Source organism: Planococcus sp. CP5-4_YE, from assembly GCF_019042655.1.
Classification (GTDB): domain Bacteria; phylum Bacillota; class Bacilli; order Bacillales_A; family Planococcaceae; genus Planococcus.
The window spans coordinates 48912-69002 of the sequence record NZ_JAHPZO010000015.1; the positions used below are offsets into that span (position 1 = coordinate 48912).

Consider the following 20091-nt stretch of genomic DNA (forward strand, 5'->3'; position numbering starts at 1 on the left):
ATCCAACGTGCGATACCAAGGAGGTGCGACAGAATGCATGTAAAAAAAGGCGATACAGTTAAGGTCATCTCTGGGAAAGACAAAGGCAAAACAGGAGTTGTTTTGACTGCTCTACCTAAGAAAGACCGTGTGCTCGTTGAAGGTGTTAACATCGTTAAAAAGCATACAAAACCGAACCAGGCAAGCCCGCAAGGCGGAATTGTCAGCCAAGAAGCTGCGATCCACGTTTCTAACGTGATGGTAGTGGACCCTAAATCCGGCGAGCCGACTCGCGTAGGATACAAAATGGAAGACGGCAAAAAAGTTCGTGTTGCAAAAAAATCCGGTGAAAAATTAGATAAATAAAATTCCTGAATGAGGGGAGGTACAAACATGAACCGCCTACAAGAAAAATATACTAACGAAATCACACCTGCTCTAGTGAGCAAGTTTGAATATTCCTCAGTAATGCAGGCACCAAAAGTTGATAAGATCGTTATCAACATGGGTGTCGGTGAAGCTGTACAAAACACAAAATCACTTGATTCTGCTGTTGAAGAATTGCAGACGATCACTGGTCAAAAGCCGGTCATCACAAAAGCTAAGAAATCTATCGCTGGCTTCCGCCTTCGTGAAGGTATGCCAATCGGATGTAAAGTTACACTACGCGGTGAGCGTATGTATGACTTCCTGGATAAATTGATTGCTATCTCACTTCCACGTGTTCGTGACTTCCGTGGCGTATCGAAAAAATCTTTCGACGGACGCGGCAACTACACACTTGGTGTGAAAGAACAATTGATCTTCCCTGAAATCGATTATGATAAAGTTTCTAAAGTACGCGGTATGGATATCGTAATTGTGACAACTGCGAACTCTGATGAAGAAGCTCGTGAGTTATTGACACAATTCGGTATGCCGTTCCAAAAGTAAAGATGAGGGAGGCGTAAACGTGGCTAAAAAATCAATGATTGCTAAACAAAAACGCACGCCAAAGTATAAAGTACAAGAGTACACACGCTGTGAACGATGCGGACGTCCGCATTCAGTACTGCGCAAATTCAAACTTTGCCGTATTTGTTTCCGTGAACTTGCATATGTGGGACAAATTCCTGGCGTCAAAAAAGCCAGCTGGTAATCCCCTAAATTGGGAAGGAGGTAAATGTAATGACAATGACAGATCCGATTGCAGATATGCTGACACGCATTCGTAATGCAAACATGGTTCGTCACGAGAAATTGGAGCTTCCGGCTTCCAACGTGAAAAAAGACATCGCTGAAATCCTAAAGCGCGAAGGTTTCGTTCGTGACGTAGAATATGTTGAAGATGATAAACAAGGCATGATCCGCATTTTCCTTAAATACGGTGCCAACAACGAGCGCGTCATCACTGGCTTGAAACGCATTTCAAAACCAGGACTACGTGTTTATGCTAAAACTGACGAGGTGCCACGCGTACTAAACGGTCTTGGGATCGCTCTAGTATCGACATCACAAGGTTTGGTAACTGATAAAGAAGCCCGCGCGAAAAAAATCGGCGGCGAAATCATAGCTTACGTTTGGTAAGAAGCAACAAACGAATGGAGGTGCAACAGAATGTCACGTGTAGGTAAAAAACCAATCGAGGTTCCTGCTAGCGTTACCGTTACTGTCGACAACGACAATAACGTAACTGTAAAAGGACCTAAAGGCGAGCTTGCTCGCTCGTTTAACTCAGATATCACGATCACGCAGGAAGACAATGTTTTGACATTGTCACGCCCATCAGATTCCAAAGATCACCGCACAATCCACGGTACAACTCGTGCATTGCTCGCGAACATGGTTACTGGAGTATCTGAAGGCTTCTCCCGCTCACTTGAACTAGTCGGTGTAGGTTACCGTGCCCAGCTACAAGGCAAGAAATTGGTCTTGAACGTTGGATACTCTCATCCGGTGGAATTCACTCCGGAAGAAGGAATCGAAATCGAAGTACAAGGCAACACGAAAGTCGTTATCAAAGGGATCAACAAAGAGATGGTCGGAGCACTTGCTTCAAACATCCGCGCTACGCGCCCACCAGAGCCGTATAAAGGCAAAGGGATCCGTTATGAAGACGAAAAAGTTCGCCGCAAAGAAGGTAAAACAGGTAAATAATGCTGCTTAGGCAGGCTGAAAGGAGTGACCTCAGTGATTACGAAACTCGATAAAAATGCATCCCGTAAAAAACGTCACGCTCGCGTACGTTCTAAAATCACGGGAACAGCTGAACGTCCACGTTTGAACGTTTTCCGTTCAAACAAATACATCTACGCTCAATTGATCGACGATGTAAACGGCGTAACGCTTGCTAGCGCATCATCTGCAGATAAAGATTTTTCTCTTGAAACAAAAGGCAACGTCGAAGCGGCTGCTCAAGTCGGCGAAACGATTGCAAAACGCGCAGTAGAAAACGGCTTGAAATCAGTTGTTTTTGACCGCGGTGGTTATCTATATCACGGCCGTGTGAAAGCTTTGGCTGAATCTGCTCGTGAAAACGGCTTAGAATTCTAAAAGAAGGAGGGACCCATATAATGCGTCGTATTGATCCAAACAAACTTGAACTTGAAGAACGCGTAGTTACGATTAACCGCGTAGCGAAAGTTGTAAAAGGTGGACGTCGTTTCCGTTTCTCCGCATTGGTTGTTGTAGGCGACAAAAATGGTAAAGTCGGTTTTGGTACTGGGAAAGCACAAGAAGTTCCAGAAGCAATCCGTAAAGCTATTGAAGATGCGAAGAAGAACTTAATCGAAGTACCTATGGTTAAAGGTACTACTCCACATCTAGTAACTGGGCGCTTCGGTGCCGGCTCGATTCTTATCAAACCTGCTTCACCAGGTACTGGTGTTATTGCTGGTGGTCCTGTTCGTGCGGTATTAGAGCTTGCAGGAGTACAAGACATCTTGTCTAAATCTCTTGGTTCTAACACACCGATCAACATGGTCCGTGCTACTATCAACGGTTTGACTCAACTGAAGAGCGCTGATGAAGTTGCAAAACTTCGCGGCAAAACTACAGAAGAGTTATTCCAATAAGGGAGGGAAATTACATGGCTACTAAACTAGAAATTACCCTCACTAAGTCAGTGATCGGTGCTAAACCGACACAACGTAAAACAGTCCAGTCACTAGGCCTGCGCAAAATGCATCAAACAGTTGAGCACCAAGACAACGCGGCAGTTCGCGGAATGCTTGATAAAGTCGCTCACTTAGTTACTATTAAAGAAGTTTAATCCCTGATTTCTATAGAAGGAGGTGCCAACCACATGAAACTTCACGAATTAAAACCAGCAGAAGGTTCACGCAGCTCACGCAAGCGTATCGGACGCGGAATCGGTTCAGGTACTGGTAAAACAGCCGGTAAAGGCCACAAAGGTCAAAAAGCCCGTTCAGGCGGCGGTGTCCGTCCAGGATTCGAGGGTGGTCAAAACCCATTGTTCCGTCGTTTGCCGAAGCGTGGATTCACGAACATCAACCGTAAAGACTACACTGTTGTAAACCTTGACGTGTTGAACCGTTTTGAAGAAGGCACAGAAATTACACCTGCATTGTTAATCGAAACAGGTGTTGTGAGCAAAGAGCGTTCTGGTATCAAGATTCTTGGTAACGGAAGCTTGGACAAGAAATTGTCTGTACAAGCCCACAAATTCTCTGCATCAGCTAAAGAAGCTATTGAAGCTGCCGGCGGTCAAACCGAGGTGCTTTAATGTTTCAGACAATCTCTAATCTTATGCGCGTATCTGATATTCGAAATAAAATTTTCTTTACTTTAGCAATGCTCATCATCTTCCGTATCGGGACATTCGTTCCGGTGCCGAACGTTGATGCGTCAGTACTCCAAGCTACAGATCAGATGGGTCTGATCGGTTTCTTGAATACTTTCGGTGGAGGCGCCCTGGCCAATTTCTCGATTTTGGCAATGGGAATCATGCCTTATATCACAGCATCGATCATCGTGCAGCTCCTGCAAATGGATGTTGTGCCGAAATTTGCTGAGTGGGCGAAACAAGGCGAAGTCGGAAGACGGAAACTTGCTCAATTCACTCGTTACTTTACAATCGTTCTTGCCTTTATTCAGGCGATCGGCATGTCTTATGGTTTCAACCAAATGTACGGAGGTACATTGATCCAAGATGACTCGATTGCAACATATGTCGTAATCGCCATCGTACTGACAGCAGGAACAGCATTTCTATTGTGGCTTGGTGAGCAGATCACGGCAAAAGGCGTGGGGAACGGTATTTCGATTATCATCTTCGCAGGGATTGTCGCTGCAGTACCAGGAGCAATTAACCAACTTTATGCGCAGCAGATTCAAGGAGCTGGCGATCAGCTTCCAATCAATATTGCCATTATGGCATTGCTCGCACTCGCAGTTGTTGCGATTACTGTATTGGTCATCTACGTTCAACAAGCGTTGCGTAAAATTCCGATCCAGTATGCCAAACGTGTCGCTGGCCGTGGCCAGAGCTCGACTGGGCAACAAACGCATTTACCTTTGAAAGTAAACGCGGCCGGAGTTATCCCGGTAATCTTTGCAGTGGCGTTCATCATCACGCCGCAAACTATCGCTTCTTTCTTTGGTGCCAACGCGTTCACGGAGGCAATTCAGAATACGTTTGATTACACGCGTCCGGTCGGCATGATTATTTATGTCGCCTTGATCATTGCATTCACGTATTTCTATGCATTCATTCAGGTTAATCCTGAAAACGTGGCGGACAACTTGAAAAAGCAAGGTGCATACATTCCGGGAATCCGTCCGGGTAAAAATACGCAAGATTATTTAACAAGTGTGCTTTACCGCTTAACGTTTGTGGGAGCTATCTTCCTTTCCGTTATCGCGGTCATGCCGATTTTCTTCATTAATATCGCAAACTTGCCTCAATCTGCACAGATTGGCGGTACGAGCTTGCTGATTGTCGTCGGGGTAGCCCTGGAGACGATGAAGCAATTGGAATCACAACTTGTGAAACGTCATTACAAAGGCTTTATGAAATAATCAATGGGGAGGAACGTGAAAACGTTCCTTATCCACTTGTCTGAGGGGGCAAAACGTATGAACATTGTGTTGATGGGTCTACCAGGTGCCGGCAAAGGCACGCAAGCAGACGAAATTGTCAAGAAGTACGACATCCCTCATATTTCGACAGGCGATATGTTCCGTGCAGCTATTAAAGGCGGCACGGCACTGGGTCTGGAAGCAAAGTCGTTCATGGATCAAGGTGCCTTGGTGCCTGACGAAGTGACGATCGGTATCGTCCGAGAGCGACTCAGCCAAGCGGACTGTGAGAAAGGTTTCCTATTGGATGGCTTTCCACGCACAGTTCCTCAAGCTGAGGCGCTGGAATCTCTTCTGGCTGATCTTGGCAAACGAATCGAGCATGTCGTAAACATCCAAGTTGAACAAGACGAATTGATTGCACGTTTAACAGGCCGTTGGATTTGCAAAGTTTGTGGAACTGCTTACCATACTGTCTTCAATCCACCTGCAGTTGCAGGTGTGTGCGATAAGGATGGCGGAGAGCTCTACCAACGCGAAGACGACAAGCCTGAAACCGTCACGAAGCGTTTAGAAGTTAACATGCAACAAACTCAGCCGCTTCTTGACTTCTATGAAGATAAGAACGTGCTGACCAATATAAATGGACAGCAGGACATTGATAAAGTATTTGCTGACATTGATGCTCTTCTAAAGGGCGACCGAGGTTAAGTCCCGGCGCCGGGCGCAGTTAGTTGCCTCCATGTGGCTTTAAGGAGCACCGGAGATATGAATTTTCGAGAGCTGCAAAAGCAAACAAGGCTTGATTATATGAAACCGGTGAGGCTCGTTGCTCCGTGCAATTCCGCACCGGAGGTAGTATAATGAGTTTCGTGGAAGCATCTGTGTAACGGGTTTGGAACTCATCCAAGGCAGTCCGGGCAGTCGAGGATACGTGGGTCAGACTGGCTCAACCGGAACCCCCGAACTCCGCTGTCATAAGTGGGGAGAGGAACCCGGAGAAGGTCTTTCAAATGTCACTCGTGAATTCCTGGTGAATGGATAAGAATTATTCAATCAGCAAATACTGTTTGAAGATGAGTACCTGATTTGTATACAGAAGGGAGACTGGGTCGATGGCGAAAGACGATGTAATTGAAATCGAGGGAACAGTCATTGAGACTTTGCCCAACGCGATGTTTAAAGTGGAGCTTGAAAATGGCCATACGATTCTTGCGCACGTATCAGGCAAGATTCGCATGCATTTCATCCGCATTCTGCCAGGAGATAAAGTAACAGTAGAACTTTCTCCTTACGATTTAACACGCGGTCGCATCACATACCGTTTTAAATAATCTTTTGCACTCCGGACTACTAAGGAGGTTGGGTTAGATGAAAGTGAGACCATCTGTTAAGCCGATCTGCGAAAAATGTAAAGTTATTCGCAGAAACGGTAAAGTAATGGTAATCTGTGAAAATCCGAAACACAAACAAAGACAAGGTTAATAAAGAAGGAGGTGCATCGCACACATGGCACGTATTTCTGGTGTTGACATTCCGCGCGACAAACGCGTTGTAATTTCATTGACTTATATCTACGGTGTTGGGAAAACGACTGCTCAGAAAGTTCTTTCTGGTGCTGGTGTTTCTGAAGAGACTCGCGTTCGCGATCTTACAGAAGACGAGTTGAACAATATCCGTGAACAATTGGATCAGTACAAAATCGAAGGTGACCTTCGCCGTGAAGTTTCCATGAACATCAAACGTTTGATGGAAATCGCTAGCTTCCGTGGTATCCGCCACCGTCGCGGTCTTCCGGTTCGTGGTCAAAATACGAAGAACAACGCGCGTACGCGTAAAGGTCCTCGTAAAACTGTAGCTAACAAGAAAAAATAATCAGTAAAGGAGGTTGTTTCTTAACATGGCACGTAAACAACAAACTCGTAAGCGTCGTGTGAAAAAGAATATCGAATCCGGTATTGCTCACATCCGCTCAACATTCAATAACACAATTGTTACGATCACTGATATGCAAGGTAACGCAGTATCATGGTCTTCGGCTGGTGCTCTAGGATTCCGTGGTTCACGTAAATCCACTCCATTCGCTGCCCAAATGGCTGCTGAAACTGCTGCAAAAACTTCCATGGAACATGGTTTGAAAACTTTGGAAGTAACTGTTAAAGGTCCTGGTTCAGGTCGCGAAGCTGCTATCCGTGCGCTTCAAGCTGCTGGATTGGAAGTTACTGCAATTAGAGACGTAACTCCAGTTCCTCACAACGGCTGCCGCCCGCCAAAACGCCGTCGCGTATAATCGTTGGTCTGAATAGGATTTTTGAACATCACGACTTACTCAATGTGTTCTGAATCGTAGCGAAAGTCTGTGACTATCGAATTCTTATGCAACGAAAATACCGACGTTTTGAAGGAGGGTAAACTGAATGCTCGAAATAGAAAAACCAAAAATTGAAACGGTTGAGATCGACAGCAATGCCAAATATGGCAAATTTGTTGTTGAACCCCTTGAGCGTGGATATGGTACCACTTTAGGTAACTCCTTACGTCGAATCCTACTTTCATCTTTACCTGGCGCAGCTGTTACTTCGATCCAAATTGATGGCGTTTTGCATGAATTCTCCACTGTCGAAGGTGTAGAAGAAGATGTAGCCTCTATCATTTTGAACATCAAGAAGCTCGCTTTGAAAATTTACTCTGACGAAGAAAAAGTCATTGAAATTGATGTAAAAGGTGACGGAACGGTTACGGCTGCAGATATCACTCACGATAGTGACGTGGAAATTCTGAATCCGGATCTATATATTGCAACAATCGCGAAAGACGGCCACTTGCGCATGCGCATGTATGCTAACCGCGGCCGTGGGTATGCCCGTGCAGATCAGAACAAACGTGAAGATCTTCCAATTGGCGTTATCCCGATTGACTCTATTTACACGCCAGTTTCACGCGTCAATTTCCAAGTGGAAAATACCCGTGTGGGCCAACTCGCTCATTTCGATAAATTAACCCTCGATGTCTGGACAGATGGAAGCATCGGTCCCAAAGAGGCAATTGCGCTTGGCGCGAAAATTTTCACTGAACATCTGAACATCTTCGTCGGATTGACGGATGAGGCTCAAACAGCTGAAATCATGGTTGAAAAAGAAGAAGACCAAAAAGAAAAAGTGCTTGAGATGACTATCGAAGAGCTTGATCTTTCGGTTCGTTCTTATAACTGCCTAAAACGTGCTGGCATTAACACTGTCCACGAATTGGCCAACAAGTCGGAAGACGACATGATGAAAGTTCGCAACCTCGGACGCAAATCACTCGAAGAAGTGAAAGTGAAGTTGGAAGATCTAGGTCTTGGCCTTCGTAAAGAAGACTGATTGCCCGATTCTTTCTGAACTATTCAACAAAGGAGGGAAACTTCAATGAGAAAACTTCAACGTACAAGTTCTCAACGTAAAGCGCTTTTGCGTGACCTTACGACTGACCTAATCGTTCACGAACGCATTCAGACAACTGAAGCCCGTGCTAAAGAAGTCCGTTCAACTGTAGAAAAAATGATCACGCTTGGTAAGCGCGGAGATATCCACGCTCGCCGTAAAGCTGCAGCATACATTCGCCGTGAACTCGTGACTTCGACTGACGAAGAAGGCAACGAAAACACAATCTTTGCTTTGCAAAAATTGTTTGATGATGTAGCACCACGTTACGCTGACCGTCAAGGCGGCTATACGCGCATCATGAAAATGGGGCCTCGTCGCGGAGATGGCGCACCAATCGTAATTATTGAATTGGTTTAAACAGTTGAAGAGGGTGCATAGCCCTCTTCTTTTAGCATCATGATTTATACGACAATATGAAAAGCTGAGTGTTATGATGAGCGAGCCTTCGGGCGGCGTCTCGTCTAGCTCTACGCACCTCATTCAACCGGCGGCTTAAGCACCCGCAGGAGCCATAGAGACAGAAAAGCGCATACTCTGAATGAGGTGCGCGCTTTTTTTATTTATTGATCAATTAATTTTCAGTGTTGATATTCCATATAAGGGAATATGAGCAGTGCAAGTTAAGCGTGGCTAAAGAGTTCCCGTTTTACAGCACATAAGAGCAGAGTAGAGAAAGTTTAGAGGAGGCTTTATCACATGAAGGGAACCATTTTGTCATTTGAACAAGTGACATTCACATACGTGCCGGGAGACGCGTCGGTCAAGTCGGCTGTCTCGGATCTATCGTTCTCGATTGAGGAAGGGGAATGGGTGGCACTTGTTGGCCATAACGGTTCTGGCAAGTCGACCATCGCCAAACTGATGAACGGGCTGTTATTCCCGCAGCAAGGAACAGTCAAAGCGATGGGGCTAACAATGTCCGAAGAAAGTTTATGGGAGATCCGTTCGCAAATGGGGATGGTGTTCCAGAATCCGGACAACCAATTTGTCGGGGCGACAGTGCAGGACGATGTCGCGTTCGCGCTCGAGAATAACGGCGTCCCTCACGAAGAAATGGTCGTGCGTGTCCATGAATCTTTGCAGCAAGTGAAGATGGCGGATTACCTCGATCATGAACCGCATCACCTATCCGGCGGGCAAAAGCAACGCGTGGCGATTGCCGGTGCGCTTGCTCTGCGCCCGCGCCTGCTTATTTTGGACGAAGCGACGTCGATGCTTGATCCACAAGGCCGCCGGGAAGTGATCGAGACGATTCGCGAGCTGCGTGAAACGACAGGCCTGACCGTGCTGTCGATTACCCATGACCTGGAAGAGGCAGCGCTGGCTGACCGTGTGCTCGTGATGAATAAGGGCCATAAGCAAATGGAAGGAACGCCAGATGACGTGTTTTCCGCTGGCGGAGAACTGACGGAAATGGGGCTGGACTTGCCGTTTGCGATGCGGATGGCAGGTTTATTAAAACAAGCCGGAGTGCCGATGACCGGTGAATCTATGACAGAACATGAGCTGGTGGAGGAACTATGGACATATTACTCAAGCAAGTAGGATACAGCTACGCGAAAGACACCCCTTTTGAAAAACGTGCGTTGACGGATGTCACATTGCACATTCCATCGGGTTCTTATACAGCAATCATCGGGCACACGGGTTCGGGAAAATCGACCGTGCTGCAGCATTTGAACGCCTTATTGCAGCCGACTGAAGGCAGTGTACTGATCGGCGAGCGTAAAATCGAAGCAGGGACGAAAGCGAAAAATTTGAGGGATGTGCGAAAAAAAGTCGGCATCGTCTTTCAGTTTCCGGAACAGCAACTGTTCGATGAAACAGTGCTGAAAGATATCATGTTCGGCCCGCTGAACTTCGGTGTGCCGGAAGAAGAAGCGCGTAGACGGGCAATTGCATTGGTCGAACAGCTTGGGCTTCCGGAAGACGTGCTTGAGAAATCGCCTTTCGACTTATCCGGCGGGCAAATGCGCCGCGTCGCCATAGCAGGCGTCTTGGCGATGGAGCCAGATGTCTTGGTGCTGGATGAACCGACCGCCGGGCTCGATCCGCGCGGGCGGCGGGAAATCATGGATTTGTTTTACCGACTGCATCAAGAGAAAGGCTTAACGACTGTGCTCGTCACACATAGCATGGAAGATGCGGCGCGTTATGCGGATACCGTGGCTATCATGCACAGCGGCAAATGCGTCGCAACGGGCGACGTGCGCGAAGTCTTCGCCAATGAAGAGCAGCTCGGCGATTACCGGCTGGAGCCGCCGCGCACCGTACGCATGCAGCGGGAGTTTGAAGAGAGAACCGGCTTATCACTTGATGAGCTTGCGCTGACCGAAGAGTCGCTGGCGCGGTCTATTGCGCAGGCACTCCAGAAAGGGCGTGAGCCGAAATGATGGAGAAAATGATTTTTGGGCGCTTTATTCCAGGAGATTCGATTGTTCACCGCTTGGACCCACGAGCCAAGATCCTCTTCGTTTTCTTATTTATCGCGATCGTTTTTATCGCGAATAATGCCATTACCTATGCGATTTTGCTTGGATTTACCTTGCTTTCGGTTTTTTTATCGAAGATTCGGCTATATTTCTTGATTAACGGCTTAAAACCCGTCTTCATTTTAATGGCCTTCACGTTTTTCCTGCATTTATTCTTTACCGAAGGCGGGGCGTTGCTCTTCAGCATCGGCTTTGTAGACATCTACGAGGAGGGACTGCGGCAAGGGATCTTCATTTCGATCCGGTTTTTGGTGTTGGTGTTCATGACGAGCATACTCACCTTGACCACTTCTCCGATTTCGATCACGGATGGCATTGAAGTGTTGCTTGGGCCATTTAAGCGCGTCAAATTGCCGGTGCACGAATTGGCATTGATGATGTCCATTTCACTTCGCTTCATTCCAACTTTGATGGATGAAACCGGAAAAATTCTAAAAGCGCAAATGGCACGCGGCTCGGATATCGGTTCCGGCCCGATTAAAGAACGCATCAAAGCGGTCGTGCCACTGTTAATCCCGTTGTTTGTCAGTGCCTTCAAGCGGGCGGAAGATCTAGCGACCGCCATGGAAGTGAGAGGCTACCGCGGGGGAGAAGGGCGTACACGCTACCGCCAGCTCAACTGGCGCTTTATAGATACACTGAGCCTATTGCTGCTCACCGGATTTGCCGGATTGCTTTGGTATTTCCGGAGTTAACTAAAATGCGATGAGTTGGTGAGGCGCGAATGATGAAAGTTGCAGTAAAAGGAGAGACCCCATGAAACGAATGAAAGCGACGATCGCCTACGACGGCAGCGGGTTTGCAGGCTATCAAATCCAATTAAAAACCCGCACCGTTCAACTGGAGCTGTTGCGCGCGTTAAAAGAATTGCATAAAGGCGAGCGGGTTGAAGTGGTGGCGAGCGGGCGGACAGATTCCGGGGTGCATGCCACTGGGCAAGTGATTCATTTCGATACCCCGTTTTCCATGCCTACAGATTCCTGGGTGCGTGCACTCAATGTCCGCCTGCCACAAGATATCCAGGTCTATGATGTCGAACAAGCGGATGCTGAATTTCATGCCCGCTACCACGCCAAAGGCAAGATTTACCGTTATAAATGGAACCGCAGCAAGCTCATCAATCCGTTCAGCCGCAACCATCTTGTCCATGTGCCGCAAGAAATCGATGTATCGCGTATGGAAAAAGCGGCACAAGCGTTTGTCGGTACGCATGATTTTTCGAGTTTTTGTGCGGCAAATACCAATGTCGTCGACAAAGTAAGAACGATCTGGCGAATTGATTTTGAAGAGCATGGTGAGGAATTGCATATGGTCATCGAAGGATCCGGTTTTCTCTATAATATGGTGCGCATTATTGCAGGCACTTTGTTGGAAGTCGGATTAAATAGAAGAGAACCGGAAGAACTGGCTGCAATCATTGCCGCCTGCGACCGCGACGCTGCCGGTAAAACAGCCGCAGCACACGGTTTGTACTTGGAAAAAGTGCATTACTGAGAGTGAAGCAACTTTTCCTGGTGTTTTTCTAAATATCCTTGACTTAAAATGTAATCCGTTATATGATGATGTATGGTATTTTCATTACCCCCACGATATGCCCCGGAAGGTTATTTGTGTTAAGGGATAAGGAAAACACGGAACAACGGAACCAACATGGAACACTTGGAACTGAATTCTAAAAAAATGAGACGATTCATTAGGAGGACAATATACATGCGTACAACATTCATGGCTAAAGGTCACGAAGTCGAGCGTAAATGGTTGGTTGTCGATGCAGAAGGGCAAACTCTTGGACGTTTGGCTTCTGAAGTCGCTTCAATCTTGCGCGGGAAATACAAACCAACATTCACACCGAACGTCGACACTGGCGATCACGTCATCATCATCAATGCTGACAAAATCCACTTGACTGGTAAAAAACTTACCGACAAAATCTACTACCGCCACACGCAATACACAGGCGGACTTAAGCAGCGCACAGCACTAGAAATGCGCACGAAATACCCTACAAAAATGCTTGAACTAGCAATCAAAGGCATGCTTCCAAAGAACTCTTTGGGACGCCAAACATTCAAGAAATTGCATGTATACGCTGGACCAGAGCACAACCACCAAGCACAACAACCTGAAGCTTACACGCTTCGCGGATAATAATCAGTAAATAAGAGGAGGATACACCTTTGGCACAAGTTCAATATATCGGTACAGGTCGCCGTAAAAACTCAACAGCTCGCGTACGTTTGGTACCAGGAGATGGTACAATCACAATCAACAACCGTGACGTATCTGACTACGTTCCATACGAAACGCTTGAGCAAATCATCAAACAACCACTAGTAACTACTGAAACTCTTGGTAGCTACGATGTATTGGTAAACGTAAAAGGCGGCGGGTTCACTGGACAAGCCGGCGCAATCCGTCACGGAATTGCACGCGCTCTACTTACAGTAGATCCAGAATTCCGCGGAGCACTTAAATCTGCAGGATTCCTAACACGTGACCCACGTATGAAAGAACGTAAAAAATACGGTCTTAAAGCGGCACGTCGCGCACCTCAGTTCTCAAAACGTTAATAACACTGTTATATCTGCGTTTAAAGCCCTTTTCTCAAATCGAGAAGAGGGCCTTTTTGTGTTCAAATTAGTCTTGTGACCACCGTTTGACCACCAAGTATTTATATAGATATGAATGCGAACGAAATTCCTTATAATTCTATGCTTAGTAATATGCTAATATAAGTATGGGAAATTCTTTTATTCTTACCTTTTACTTTAATTAATTGAGGCAACAAATATATGGAGGTTACAATATGCACATGTTCTGTTCACTAGTTAATGTTCAGTTTGAGATAGAAGATCCTCACATATTTAAAAGTGAACAGTTATCTATATCTAAGGATACTTTGGAAGGTTTTACCTTAGAGGATCCACTAAAAGAAGAGGATTTTTTGTTAAATGATGATCTTACACAATCCATTGGAAAAATGGATCTAGGAGAATATAGGAGAAACGAGTTTTTAGGCACTCAGTATGATATATCGGATGTTGATCTTTCTCAAGAAGACGCTCTTATTATTAAGCAATCTCGTAAAGTTTCGGCATCACTCGATATGTGGCTATTGGCTTTGTGGCTGGTCAAAGATCATGCTGTAAATACTAATATTTTATATACTCATATATATCGCTGGGAGAATTCTTCTACCCTACGCATAAAGAAAGAAAATCTAACCTACATGGCTAACGGCCTTCATGAAAGTGTCAAAATTAACACTGAAGAGTTAGAAAGAGTTCACGACTGGTTAAGTTTCGTGGAGAATTATGTAGTATCGAAATCAAATCATCCAAAGAAGTCGAGTGAGGAGTATTTAATAGAAAATAACTATGCACTCGATTACGGTAACTTAGATGAAATTTATAGATCGGACGATAGAATTTCGAGAGCATTAATTTTTGTAACGGCAGCAAGAAATCAAGCGTTTTTATCTGCAAAGATAGCGAATTACATAAGCGCTATTGAAGCACTGGTTACTTCTGATAAGGGTTCTTTAGTTATGCAAGCATCTGAAAGAACTGCAATGATCATCGGGAAGGATCGGGCAGAAAAAATTCGCATACACGATGCTTTAAGAGAAGCTTATAGTACAAGATCTTCGTATGTACATGGTGATGCTTTAAAGAAAACACTTGAGGCAAAATTAAAAAATATATCGGTTACGACAGATGATATTGTTAGAAGGTTAATTAAAGAGATAATTTCGAATCATCCAGAAATAGCTAAATTAAAAGGTGATAAACTTACTGAGTGGTATAAAGAAAATTTTTTATTTAGCTAAACTATAAATTAGTGTGTACTTTGGTATGAAATTTAAAAGAATTTTTATTCGGTGTATTCTTGGTTGATAAAGTTGTGTAAATGTTTAAAGCCCTTTCCTCTCAACAAAAAGGGTTTTTTATATGTGTTTACTAGATTGCGAACAATTGTGAAAAAACTATTTATTTAGCTAAAAAGTCAATGAAATTCTTCACGACCTCGACCTTCCGTTCCTTCGTAACATGCGTATACAAATTTATGGTTGTTTCAATTTTAGAGTGGCTCAGTTTCATTGGAACTTCTTTCATCGAAGCTCCAGAAGCAAACAGCATCGAAGCGTATGCGTGTCTCAATCCGTAGACACCGATATATTCGACACCACAACGTTTAGAGACGGATAGCAGCAAGTCATTGGGATGGGCGAGGCGCATCGGTCGCAGATCATCGCGCGGAAAGATTAATCGTATTGATCTTTCGAGACGTGAGGTACTCTTTATTAGTTCATCTAGGGTAGAACGTCTGCCAATCGATCAAATCATTTCAGTGAGTTCTATCGAATGAGTTGATAAATATTTATGAAGTCATATTGTATAGAAGTAAGTAATTATAAGACATTGAATTAGTGGTAATTGATAGTGAATATGCAAAGTCCCTTAAAGTGACGTCTGAAAGTCGTCGTTAAAGGGTTTTTTTTATTAGTCGAATTTTATGATATAATCCTTAATATAGTAAAGAACGTAAGAAATGAAAATTTTTATAAAAACATACAGAGAGGAAATAAATTATGGGTGAAAAGATTTCGTTGCATTTCGATGAATCTGGCAATATGGGAAGCCAGGGGAAGTATTTTACTATTGCTTGCGTTCAAACGACAAATGTTAAACCTTTGAAAAACGTTATGAAGAAAGCGGTCGTAAAGACTAAAGAGGTATTTCCAAAATTTCAAAGGCATAATGAAATAAAGGCAAGCGACGCTTCTATGATTATTAAAGACTACTTTTTAAGAAAAATTGTCTCAAAAGAAAGTGTGAGCGTTCGATACGTAGTAGCAGACAAACAACATGTAAATCCGAAGCTGTTAGAAGATGAAAATCTACTGTACAACTTCATGCTCCAGTTTATCGTATTGGCAGTTGTTAAAAATCATGACGTTGAAGAACTAGAAATTAATTTAGATAAACGTAGTATAAAAGTGGCTTCAGGGAACTCTTTTGAAGATTACATCAAAATCAAAGTAAACTATGAACTCAATCTAGACGTAAATATTACAGTGAACTATTTCGAGTCTCAAAACTCATATGCAATTCAAGCAGCAGATTTTGTGGCTAATGCAGTCAACACTAAATACGAATACGGGACAGATCATTGCCACTGCTACGATTTGCTAAACGAAAAAATTATTCAATCTGAATTGTTTCCAAGAAGGCATTTTGGTAAGCAAAAAGTTGTTGCTCTGTAGGTTAAACTAATCTGTTTACAATGTACACACTTTCGGTTACAATTATGTTACCAACTAGTACAGAATCAAGCACAAGTAAACCCTATAAGAATGTGTGACAAAAACAAACACATAAACTGCCTTTGAGGTAGTCATTCTATGGGTATTGTGCTTGCTAAATTTTTCACCCATTTTATTTCAATAAATGAGTAGAGTAAACCCTTGAAAAGTGTGTGCGATTATTAGTCACATAAGCAGTCTATATAGGCGGCCATTTCCAAGGTATCTGCTGGTGCTTGTGCCTTCATCTTTTAAGTAGATGGAGGCTTTTTTATTTGGTTTAATTACAATTAGTTAATTAACAACAAGTAATATTGAAAAGGTAATATCTTAGCCGTGGCTGAATGAAGGCATGTCAGGTCTCTTGACCACGACGTGACCACCGATGTCATAGAAAGTGATATACTTACATAGAAGAAACTCGAAAAGAATATCTGTGAATAGATTCACTGAAGCTATTGATAGCAAGGTGTGAAGGCTGGTATATACTTAGAATATAAGAACGTAAAAAATACGGTCTTAAAGCGGCACGTCGCGCACCTCAGTTCTCAAAACGTTAATTTTACCTTTCAAAAGCACTTTCCGGTTTTCCGGAAGGTGCTTTTTTGTGTTTTGGCGAAGCTTATAGCAAACCGAAAAGGAGTGGATGGAATGAACCGCATTAATTTGATCTGCCTGGGCGTTCAGGACATGGAAAGGTCTGTGAAGTTTTACCGGGATGAACTGGGCTTCCAAACGGATGAAACAAACGATAAACCGGACATCATTTTCTTCAATACTACTGGTACGAAATTGGAGTTATATCCTTTAGAGGAGTTGGCAAAAGACATCGACGCAGCAAATCCGCCGGTGAAAAGCGGGTTCTCTGGCATCACTTTGGCCTATAATGCCAAATCACGGGATGAAGTGGACCAAGTGATGGAATTGGCCAGAAAAGCGGGAGCAGTGATCGTGAAAGAACCTGTTGATGTCTTTTGGGGAGGATATTCGGGTTATTTCCAAGACCCTGACGGCTATCACTGGGAAGTTGCATATGGACCGGATTTCACATTCGATGCACACGACATGCTCAACTTGGGGCGCGGTGAATAGTAAATGCACTGAAGATGCTGTACTTCGAAAAGCCGGAATGGATTTAAAAACGCTTTCACTATGTTATACTGGACCGTAGCAAAAGTGATAAGGAGTGTAGTGGAATGTTAAGTGAAACACAAGTGCGAGAAGCAGTCGGAGCTCTAGAAGATCCGTTTTTACATAGAACCCTATCGGAAACAAACGGCATCTTGTCGGTAAAAATCAAAGAAGAGAAAAAATACGTCAGTGTCAAACTGGCGATCGCCAAAACGAATACACCGGAACAAATGCAGCTTCAGATGAAAGTGGTCGACGCCATCAAGGGAGTCGGCGCTGATTCAGTCGGCATTCGCTTCGAAGAATTGCCGCCCGAAGCCTTGGCGCAGTTCCGCGGGACCGCGAACGAGTCTGAAGCGCAGGATCTCTTGTCTCCATTGAACAAAGTCGAATTCATTTCCATCGCCAGCGGTAAAGGCGGCGTCGGCAAATCGACAGTCTCTGTCAACTTGGCGATCGCGCTTGCGCGTGCAGGCAAAAAAGTCGGGCTCGTTGACGCAGATATCTACGGCTTCAGTGTGCCGGACATGATGGGCATCGATAAAGCGCCGGTTGTCCGGGGCGATACGATCATTCCCGTCGAGCGCTTCGGCGTCAAAGTGATTTCGATGGGCTTCTTCGTTGAAGACAATATGCCTGTCGTATGGCGTGGCCCAATGCTCGGGAAAGTCTTGGATCAATTCTTCCGCGATGTGGAGTGGGGAGATCTTGATTACCTACTATTGGACTTGCCACCAGGCACGGGGGATGTTGCACTCGATATCCATCAAATGCTTCCGGCTTCCAAAGAGATCGTTGTCACCACACCGCACCCGACAGCTGCATTCGTTGCAGCCCGTGCAGGAGCGATGGCTCTGCAAACCAATCACGAAGTATTGGGCGTTGTCGAGAACATGTCGTGGTTTGAAAGCCAAGGATCCGGCAAAAAAGAATATATCTTCGGAAAAGGCGGCGGGGCAAAGCTCGCTGAAGAATTACAATCCCCATTGCTTGGACAGATTCCGCTTGGCCAGCCCGACTGGGATGAAAATGATTTCGCTCCGTCTGTCTACGCAGAAGATCACCCAACTGGAAAGATTTATGGAGAGATTGCCCAGCAAGTCCTCCAGCAATTCGCGAATAAAGAGAACAAGCAATAAAACAGATTATCCGGAAACCGGCTTTCGGTTTCCGGATTTTTATATAGGCGGTAAAAGACTTTCAAGGTTTGTTCACAACTCCTCCTGCAGATAGAAGGGTTTGTTGATACAATCGAAAGGAACTTTAAATTAACGGAGGCAATATACGTGACTATACGAAATTGGGTTAAATTTGCATTAACCGCATTATTGATAGGCGGAGGGATTACCGGCCTGCTCGGAATTTTCATCCGCTGGAACGATGTCTTCTCAGAAGCTGCGCAGAATGGGCAGTGGGGAGAATTTATCGCAGGCTTTGTCTGGATGATCGTCGTCGGTCTCACCATGAGCTTGATTGCGCAGATGGGCTTCTTCGCCTACTTGACCATTCACCAGTTCGGCCACAACATGTTCCGTTCGCTGCGGCTGTGGAATTGGGTTCAGCTGTTGATCATCGCCATCGTGATCTTCGACTTGATTGTCTTCCGCTTTCTTCCGAATGTCGAAACAGGTGGCCAAGGATTCTTATATGGCGTGTTATTGTTCATTTTGCTAGCGGTGTCGCTCACAACGGCTTACTTCAAAGCAAAATGGACAGCGAAGTCAGCCTTTATTTCAGCGCTGTTCTTTATGATTGTCGTCACAACCTTGGAATGGCTGCCAGCCTTAATGGTAAGAGCGGGCAATGTGGATAGCTGGGTGACCTTGTTGCTGTTCCCATTGCTTGCGGTAAATGCCTATCAACTTCTCGCCTTGCCGAAGTACAATGAGAAGTCTGAAGAAGACCGTGTGAAACTTGAAGCTCGCCGTGCTGCCAGAAAAGCGCAGGCAGCTGAGAACAAGAAATGATTTTTCAGAAAAGTTCCGCTTTCTGCCTTTAGGGCAGGGAGCGGGTTTTTTTGTTTTCGATGGGTTTTTCCAGAGTGTCGAGAAACGCCTTGCCTACGGGGTTTAGCAAGCCTTTCTCACGGATTTCAACAGGCTGAAAAGTTCTTTTGAAAAAAGTTTCCTAAATCCGTTGACATATATTTAAACATGCTTTAATATAATAAAAGTCGTCAGGAACGGCAGCAAACATGAACCTTGAAAACTGAACAGCAAAACGTCAACGAAAGACGTCACAAGCGCCTTGGCGCGCGAACGGCTTTTGCGATGGTCGCCCTTGGGCGATTGGAGCAAGCAGCCATTCCAACCTTTGGTGTTTGTGGCTTAACTACTGATCAGCTCTAGCAGATCAAGCGAATCGTGCGTCTTTCGAGACGGCGATACGCCAGCAGTATTGAGCAATCAACTACTCTATAATGGAGAGTTTGATCCTGGCTCAGGACGAACGCTGGCGGCGTGCCTAATACATGCAAGTCGAGCGGAACCTTAGGAGCTTGCTCCTTTGGTTTAGCGGCGGACGGGTGAGTAACACGTGGGCAACCTGCCCTGCAGATCGGGATAACTCCGGGAAACCGGTGCTAATACCGAATAGTTTACGGCCTCTCATGAGGCGGTACGGAAAGACGGTTTCGGCTGTCACTGCAGGATGGGCCCGCGGCGCATTAGCTAGTTGGTGGGGTAACGGCCTACCAAGGCGACGATGCGTAGCCGACCTGAGAGGGTGATCGGCCACACTG

At 45.1% G+C, this 20091-nt stretch carries 29 protein-coding genes, 1 rRNA gene and 1 pseudogene; 30 read left to right on the forward strand and 1 reads right to left on the reverse strand.

Translation table 11 applies throughout. From position 1 onward, the window contains the following. Positions 1–33: 33 nt before the first annotated feature. The 24 genes from rplX (at position 34) to KTG14_RS14755 (ending at position 14744) form a co-directional block, all read left to right on the forward strand. Positions 34–345: a 50S ribosomal protein L24 gene (gene rplX, locus KTG14_RS14640; protein ID WP_058382154.1), complete on the forward strand. Its 312-nt coding sequence runs from the start codon at positions 34–36 to the stop codon at positions 343–345. A 27-nt stretch (positions 346–372) separates the two neighbouring features. Further along, positions 373–912, forward strand: coding sequence for a 50S ribosomal protein L5 (rplE, locus tag KTG14_RS14645; RefSeq protein ID WP_068459707.1), 540 nt, complete (start codon positions 373–375; stop codon positions 910–912). A 19-nt stretch (positions 913–931) separates the two neighbouring features. Then, positions 932–1117 (forward strand): type Z 30S ribosomal protein S14, encoded by a 186-nt coding sequence (locus KTG14_RS14650; RefSeq protein WP_068489164.1) that lies wholly within the window; start codon positions 932–934, stop codon positions 1115–1117. 29 nt (positions 1118–1146) lie between these two features. After that, positions 1147–1545, forward strand: a complete 399-nt coding sequence (gene rpsH, locus KTG14_RS14655; protein WP_068459709.1) for a 30S ribosomal protein S8 — start codon at positions 1147–1149, stop codon at positions 1543–1545. Between the two features lie 30 nt (positions 1546–1575). Continuing rightward, the gene (gene rplF, locus KTG14_RS14660; protein ID WP_068489166.1) at positions 1576–2115 is read left to right on the forward strand and encodes a 50S ribosomal protein L6; all 540 of its coding nucleotides are present in this window, start codon (positions 1576–1578) and stop codon (positions 2113–2115) included. Positions 2116–2148: 33 nt separating this feature from the next. Then, on the forward strand, positions 2149–2511 hold the full coding sequence (gene rplR, locus KTG14_RS14665) for a 50S ribosomal protein L18 (protein WP_058382150.1): 363 nt from the start codon (positions 2149–2151) through the stop codon (positions 2509–2511). A 20-nt stretch (positions 2512–2531) separates the two neighbouring features. Next, the gene (gene rpsE / locus KTG14_RS14670) at positions 2532–3032 is read left to right on the forward strand and encodes a 30S ribosomal protein S5 (RefSeq protein WP_058382149.1); all 501 of its coding nucleotides are present in this window, start codon (positions 2532–2534) and stop codon (positions 3030–3032) included. Positions 3033–3046: 14 nt separating this feature from the next. Next, positions 3047–3229, forward strand: a complete 183-nt coding sequence (rpmD, locus tag KTG14_RS14675) for a 50S ribosomal protein L30 (protein WP_068459713.1) — start codon at positions 3047–3049, stop codon at positions 3227–3229. Between the two features lie 33 nt (positions 3230–3262). Continuing rightward, positions 3263–3703 (forward strand): 50S ribosomal protein L15, encoded by a 441-nt coding sequence (gene rplO, locus KTG14_RS14680; protein WP_058382147.1) that lies wholly within the window; start codon positions 3263–3265, stop codon positions 3701–3703. Next, positions 3703–4998, forward strand: a complete 1296-nt coding sequence (gene secY / locus KTG14_RS14685; RefSeq protein ID WP_068459716.1) for a preprotein translocase subunit SecY — start codon at positions 3703–3705, stop codon at positions 4996–4998. Before rplO ends, secY begins: the two co-directional genes overlap by 1 nt. Before the next feature lie 57 nt (positions 4999–5055). Next, on the forward strand, positions 5056–5709 hold the full coding sequence (locus KTG14_RS14690) for an adenylate kinase (RefSeq protein ID WP_216971610.1): 654 nt from the start codon (positions 5056–5058) through the stop codon (positions 5707–5709). 404 nt (positions 5710–6113) lie between these two features. Further along, on the forward strand, positions 6114–6332 hold the full coding sequence (gene infA / locus KTG14_RS14695) for a translation initiation factor IF-1 (protein ID WP_050613653.1): 219 nt from the start codon (positions 6114–6116) through the stop codon (positions 6330–6332). A 37-nt stretch (positions 6333–6369) separates the two neighbouring features. Further along, complete coding sequence (gene rpmJ / locus KTG14_RS14700) at positions 6370–6483, forward strand: 50S ribosomal protein L36 (RefSeq protein WP_006828951.1); 114 nt, start codon at positions 6370–6372, stop codon at positions 6481–6483. A gap of 24 nt (positions 6484–6507) precedes the next feature. Beyond that, a complete protein-coding gene (gene rpsM / locus KTG14_RS14705; RefSeq protein WP_058382144.1) occupies positions 6508–6873 on the forward strand; it encodes a 30S ribosomal protein S13 in 366 nt (121 codons plus the stop codon). A gap of 25 nt (positions 6874–6898) precedes the next feature. Next, entirely contained in the window at positions 6899–7288 is a 390-nt protein-coding gene (gene rpsK, locus KTG14_RS14710) for a 30S ribosomal protein S11 (protein WP_058382143.1), read from the forward strand. 127 nt (positions 7289–7415) lie between these two features. Then, positions 7416–8360, forward strand: a complete 945-nt coding sequence (locus tag KTG14_RS14715) for a DNA-directed RNA polymerase subunit alpha (protein WP_058382142.1) — start codon at positions 7416–7418, stop codon at positions 8358–8360. Between the two features lie 45 nt (positions 8361–8405). Continuing rightward, a complete protein-coding gene (gene rplQ / locus KTG14_RS14720) occupies positions 8406–8780 on the forward strand; it encodes a 50S ribosomal protein L17 (RefSeq protein ID WP_058382141.1) in 375 nt (124 codons plus the stop codon). Between the two features lie 339 nt (positions 8781–9119). Next, positions 9120–9968 (forward strand): energy-coupling factor ABC transporter ATP-binding protein, encoded by an 849-nt coding sequence (locus KTG14_RS14725; RefSeq protein WP_216971611.1) that lies wholly within the window; start codon positions 9120–9122, stop codon positions 9966–9968. Then, complete coding sequence (locus KTG14_RS14730; RefSeq protein ID WP_216971612.1) at positions 9944–10816, forward strand: energy-coupling factor ABC transporter ATP-binding protein; 873 nt, start codon at positions 9944–9946, stop codon at positions 10814–10816. The genes KTG14_RS14725 and KTG14_RS14730 overlap by 25 nt, the downstream gene beginning before the upstream one ends. Next, a complete protein-coding gene (locus tag KTG14_RS14735) occupies positions 10813–11610 on the forward strand; it encodes an energy-coupling factor transporter transmembrane component T family protein (RefSeq protein WP_216971613.1) in 798 nt (265 codons plus the stop codon). Before KTG14_RS14730 ends, KTG14_RS14735 begins: the two co-directional genes overlap by 4 nt. A gap of 61 nt (positions 11611–11671) precedes the next feature. Next, on the forward strand, positions 11672–12409 hold the full coding sequence (truA, locus tag KTG14_RS14740) for a tRNA pseudouridine(38-40) synthase TruA (protein WP_216971614.1): 738 nt from the start codon (positions 11672–11674) through the stop codon (positions 12407–12409). A 216-nt stretch (positions 12410–12625) separates the two neighbouring features. Beyond that, positions 12626–13063, forward strand: coding sequence for a 50S ribosomal protein L13 (gene rplM, locus KTG14_RS14745; protein ID WP_058382136.1), 438 nt, complete (start codon positions 12626–12628; stop codon positions 13061–13063). A gap of 29 nt (positions 13064–13092) precedes the next feature. Continuing rightward, positions 13093–13485: a 30S ribosomal protein S9 gene (rpsI, locus tag KTG14_RS14750; protein WP_058382135.1), complete on the forward strand. Its 393-nt coding sequence runs from the start codon at positions 13093–13095 to the stop codon at positions 13483–13485. Positions 13486–13721: 236 nt separating this feature from the next. After that, the gene (locus KTG14_RS14755; RefSeq protein WP_216971615.1) at positions 13722–14744 is read left to right on the forward strand and encodes a HEPN domain-containing protein; all 1023 of its coding nucleotides are present in this window, start codon (positions 13722–13724) and stop codon (positions 14742–14744) included. Positions 14745–14904: 160 nt separating this feature from the next. Here KTG14_RS14755 and KTG14_RS18045 read toward each other — a convergent pair whose 3' ends face one another. Then, positions 14905–15249 (reverse strand): tyrosine-type recombinase/integrase, encoded by a 345-nt coding sequence (locus KTG14_RS18045; protein ID WP_216971620.1) that lies wholly within the window; start codon positions 15247–15249, stop codon positions 14905–14907. A gap of 257 nt (positions 15250–15506) precedes the next feature. Here KTG14_RS18045 and KTG14_RS14765 point away from each other — a divergent pair, with 257 nt between their 5' ends. The 6 genes and pseudogenes from KTG14_RS14765 to KTG14_RS14790 form a co-directional block, all read left to right on the forward strand. Beyond that, entirely contained in the window at positions 15507–16181 is a 675-nt protein-coding gene (locus KTG14_RS14765; RefSeq protein WP_216971616.1) for a DUF3800 domain-containing protein, read from the forward strand. Positions 16182–16720: 539 nt separating this feature from the next. Further along, positions 16721–16780: pseudogene (gene rpsI, locus KTG14_RS14770) on the forward strand (30S ribosomal protein S9); the annotation flags it as partial. 91 nt (positions 16781–16871) lie between these two features. Further along, positions 16872–17312: a VOC family protein gene (locus KTG14_RS14775; RefSeq protein WP_216971617.1), complete on the forward strand. Its 441-nt coding sequence runs from the start codon at positions 16872–16874 to the stop codon at positions 17310–17312. Positions 17313–17416: 104 nt separating this feature from the next. Continuing rightward, on the forward strand, positions 17417–18490 hold the full coding sequence (locus tag KTG14_RS14780; protein ID WP_121301303.1) for an Mrp/NBP35 family ATP-binding protein: 1074 nt from the start codon (positions 17417–17419) through the stop codon (positions 18488–18490). Between the two features lie 147 nt (positions 18491–18637). Then, a complete protein-coding gene (locus KTG14_RS14785; protein WP_068459737.1) occupies positions 18638–19318 on the forward strand; it encodes a KinB-signaling pathway activation protein in 681 nt (226 codons plus the stop codon). 449 nt (positions 19319–19767) lie between these two features. After that, a 16S ribosomal RNA gene (locus KTG14_RS14790) occupies positions 19768–20091 on the forward strand; the annotation flags it as partial.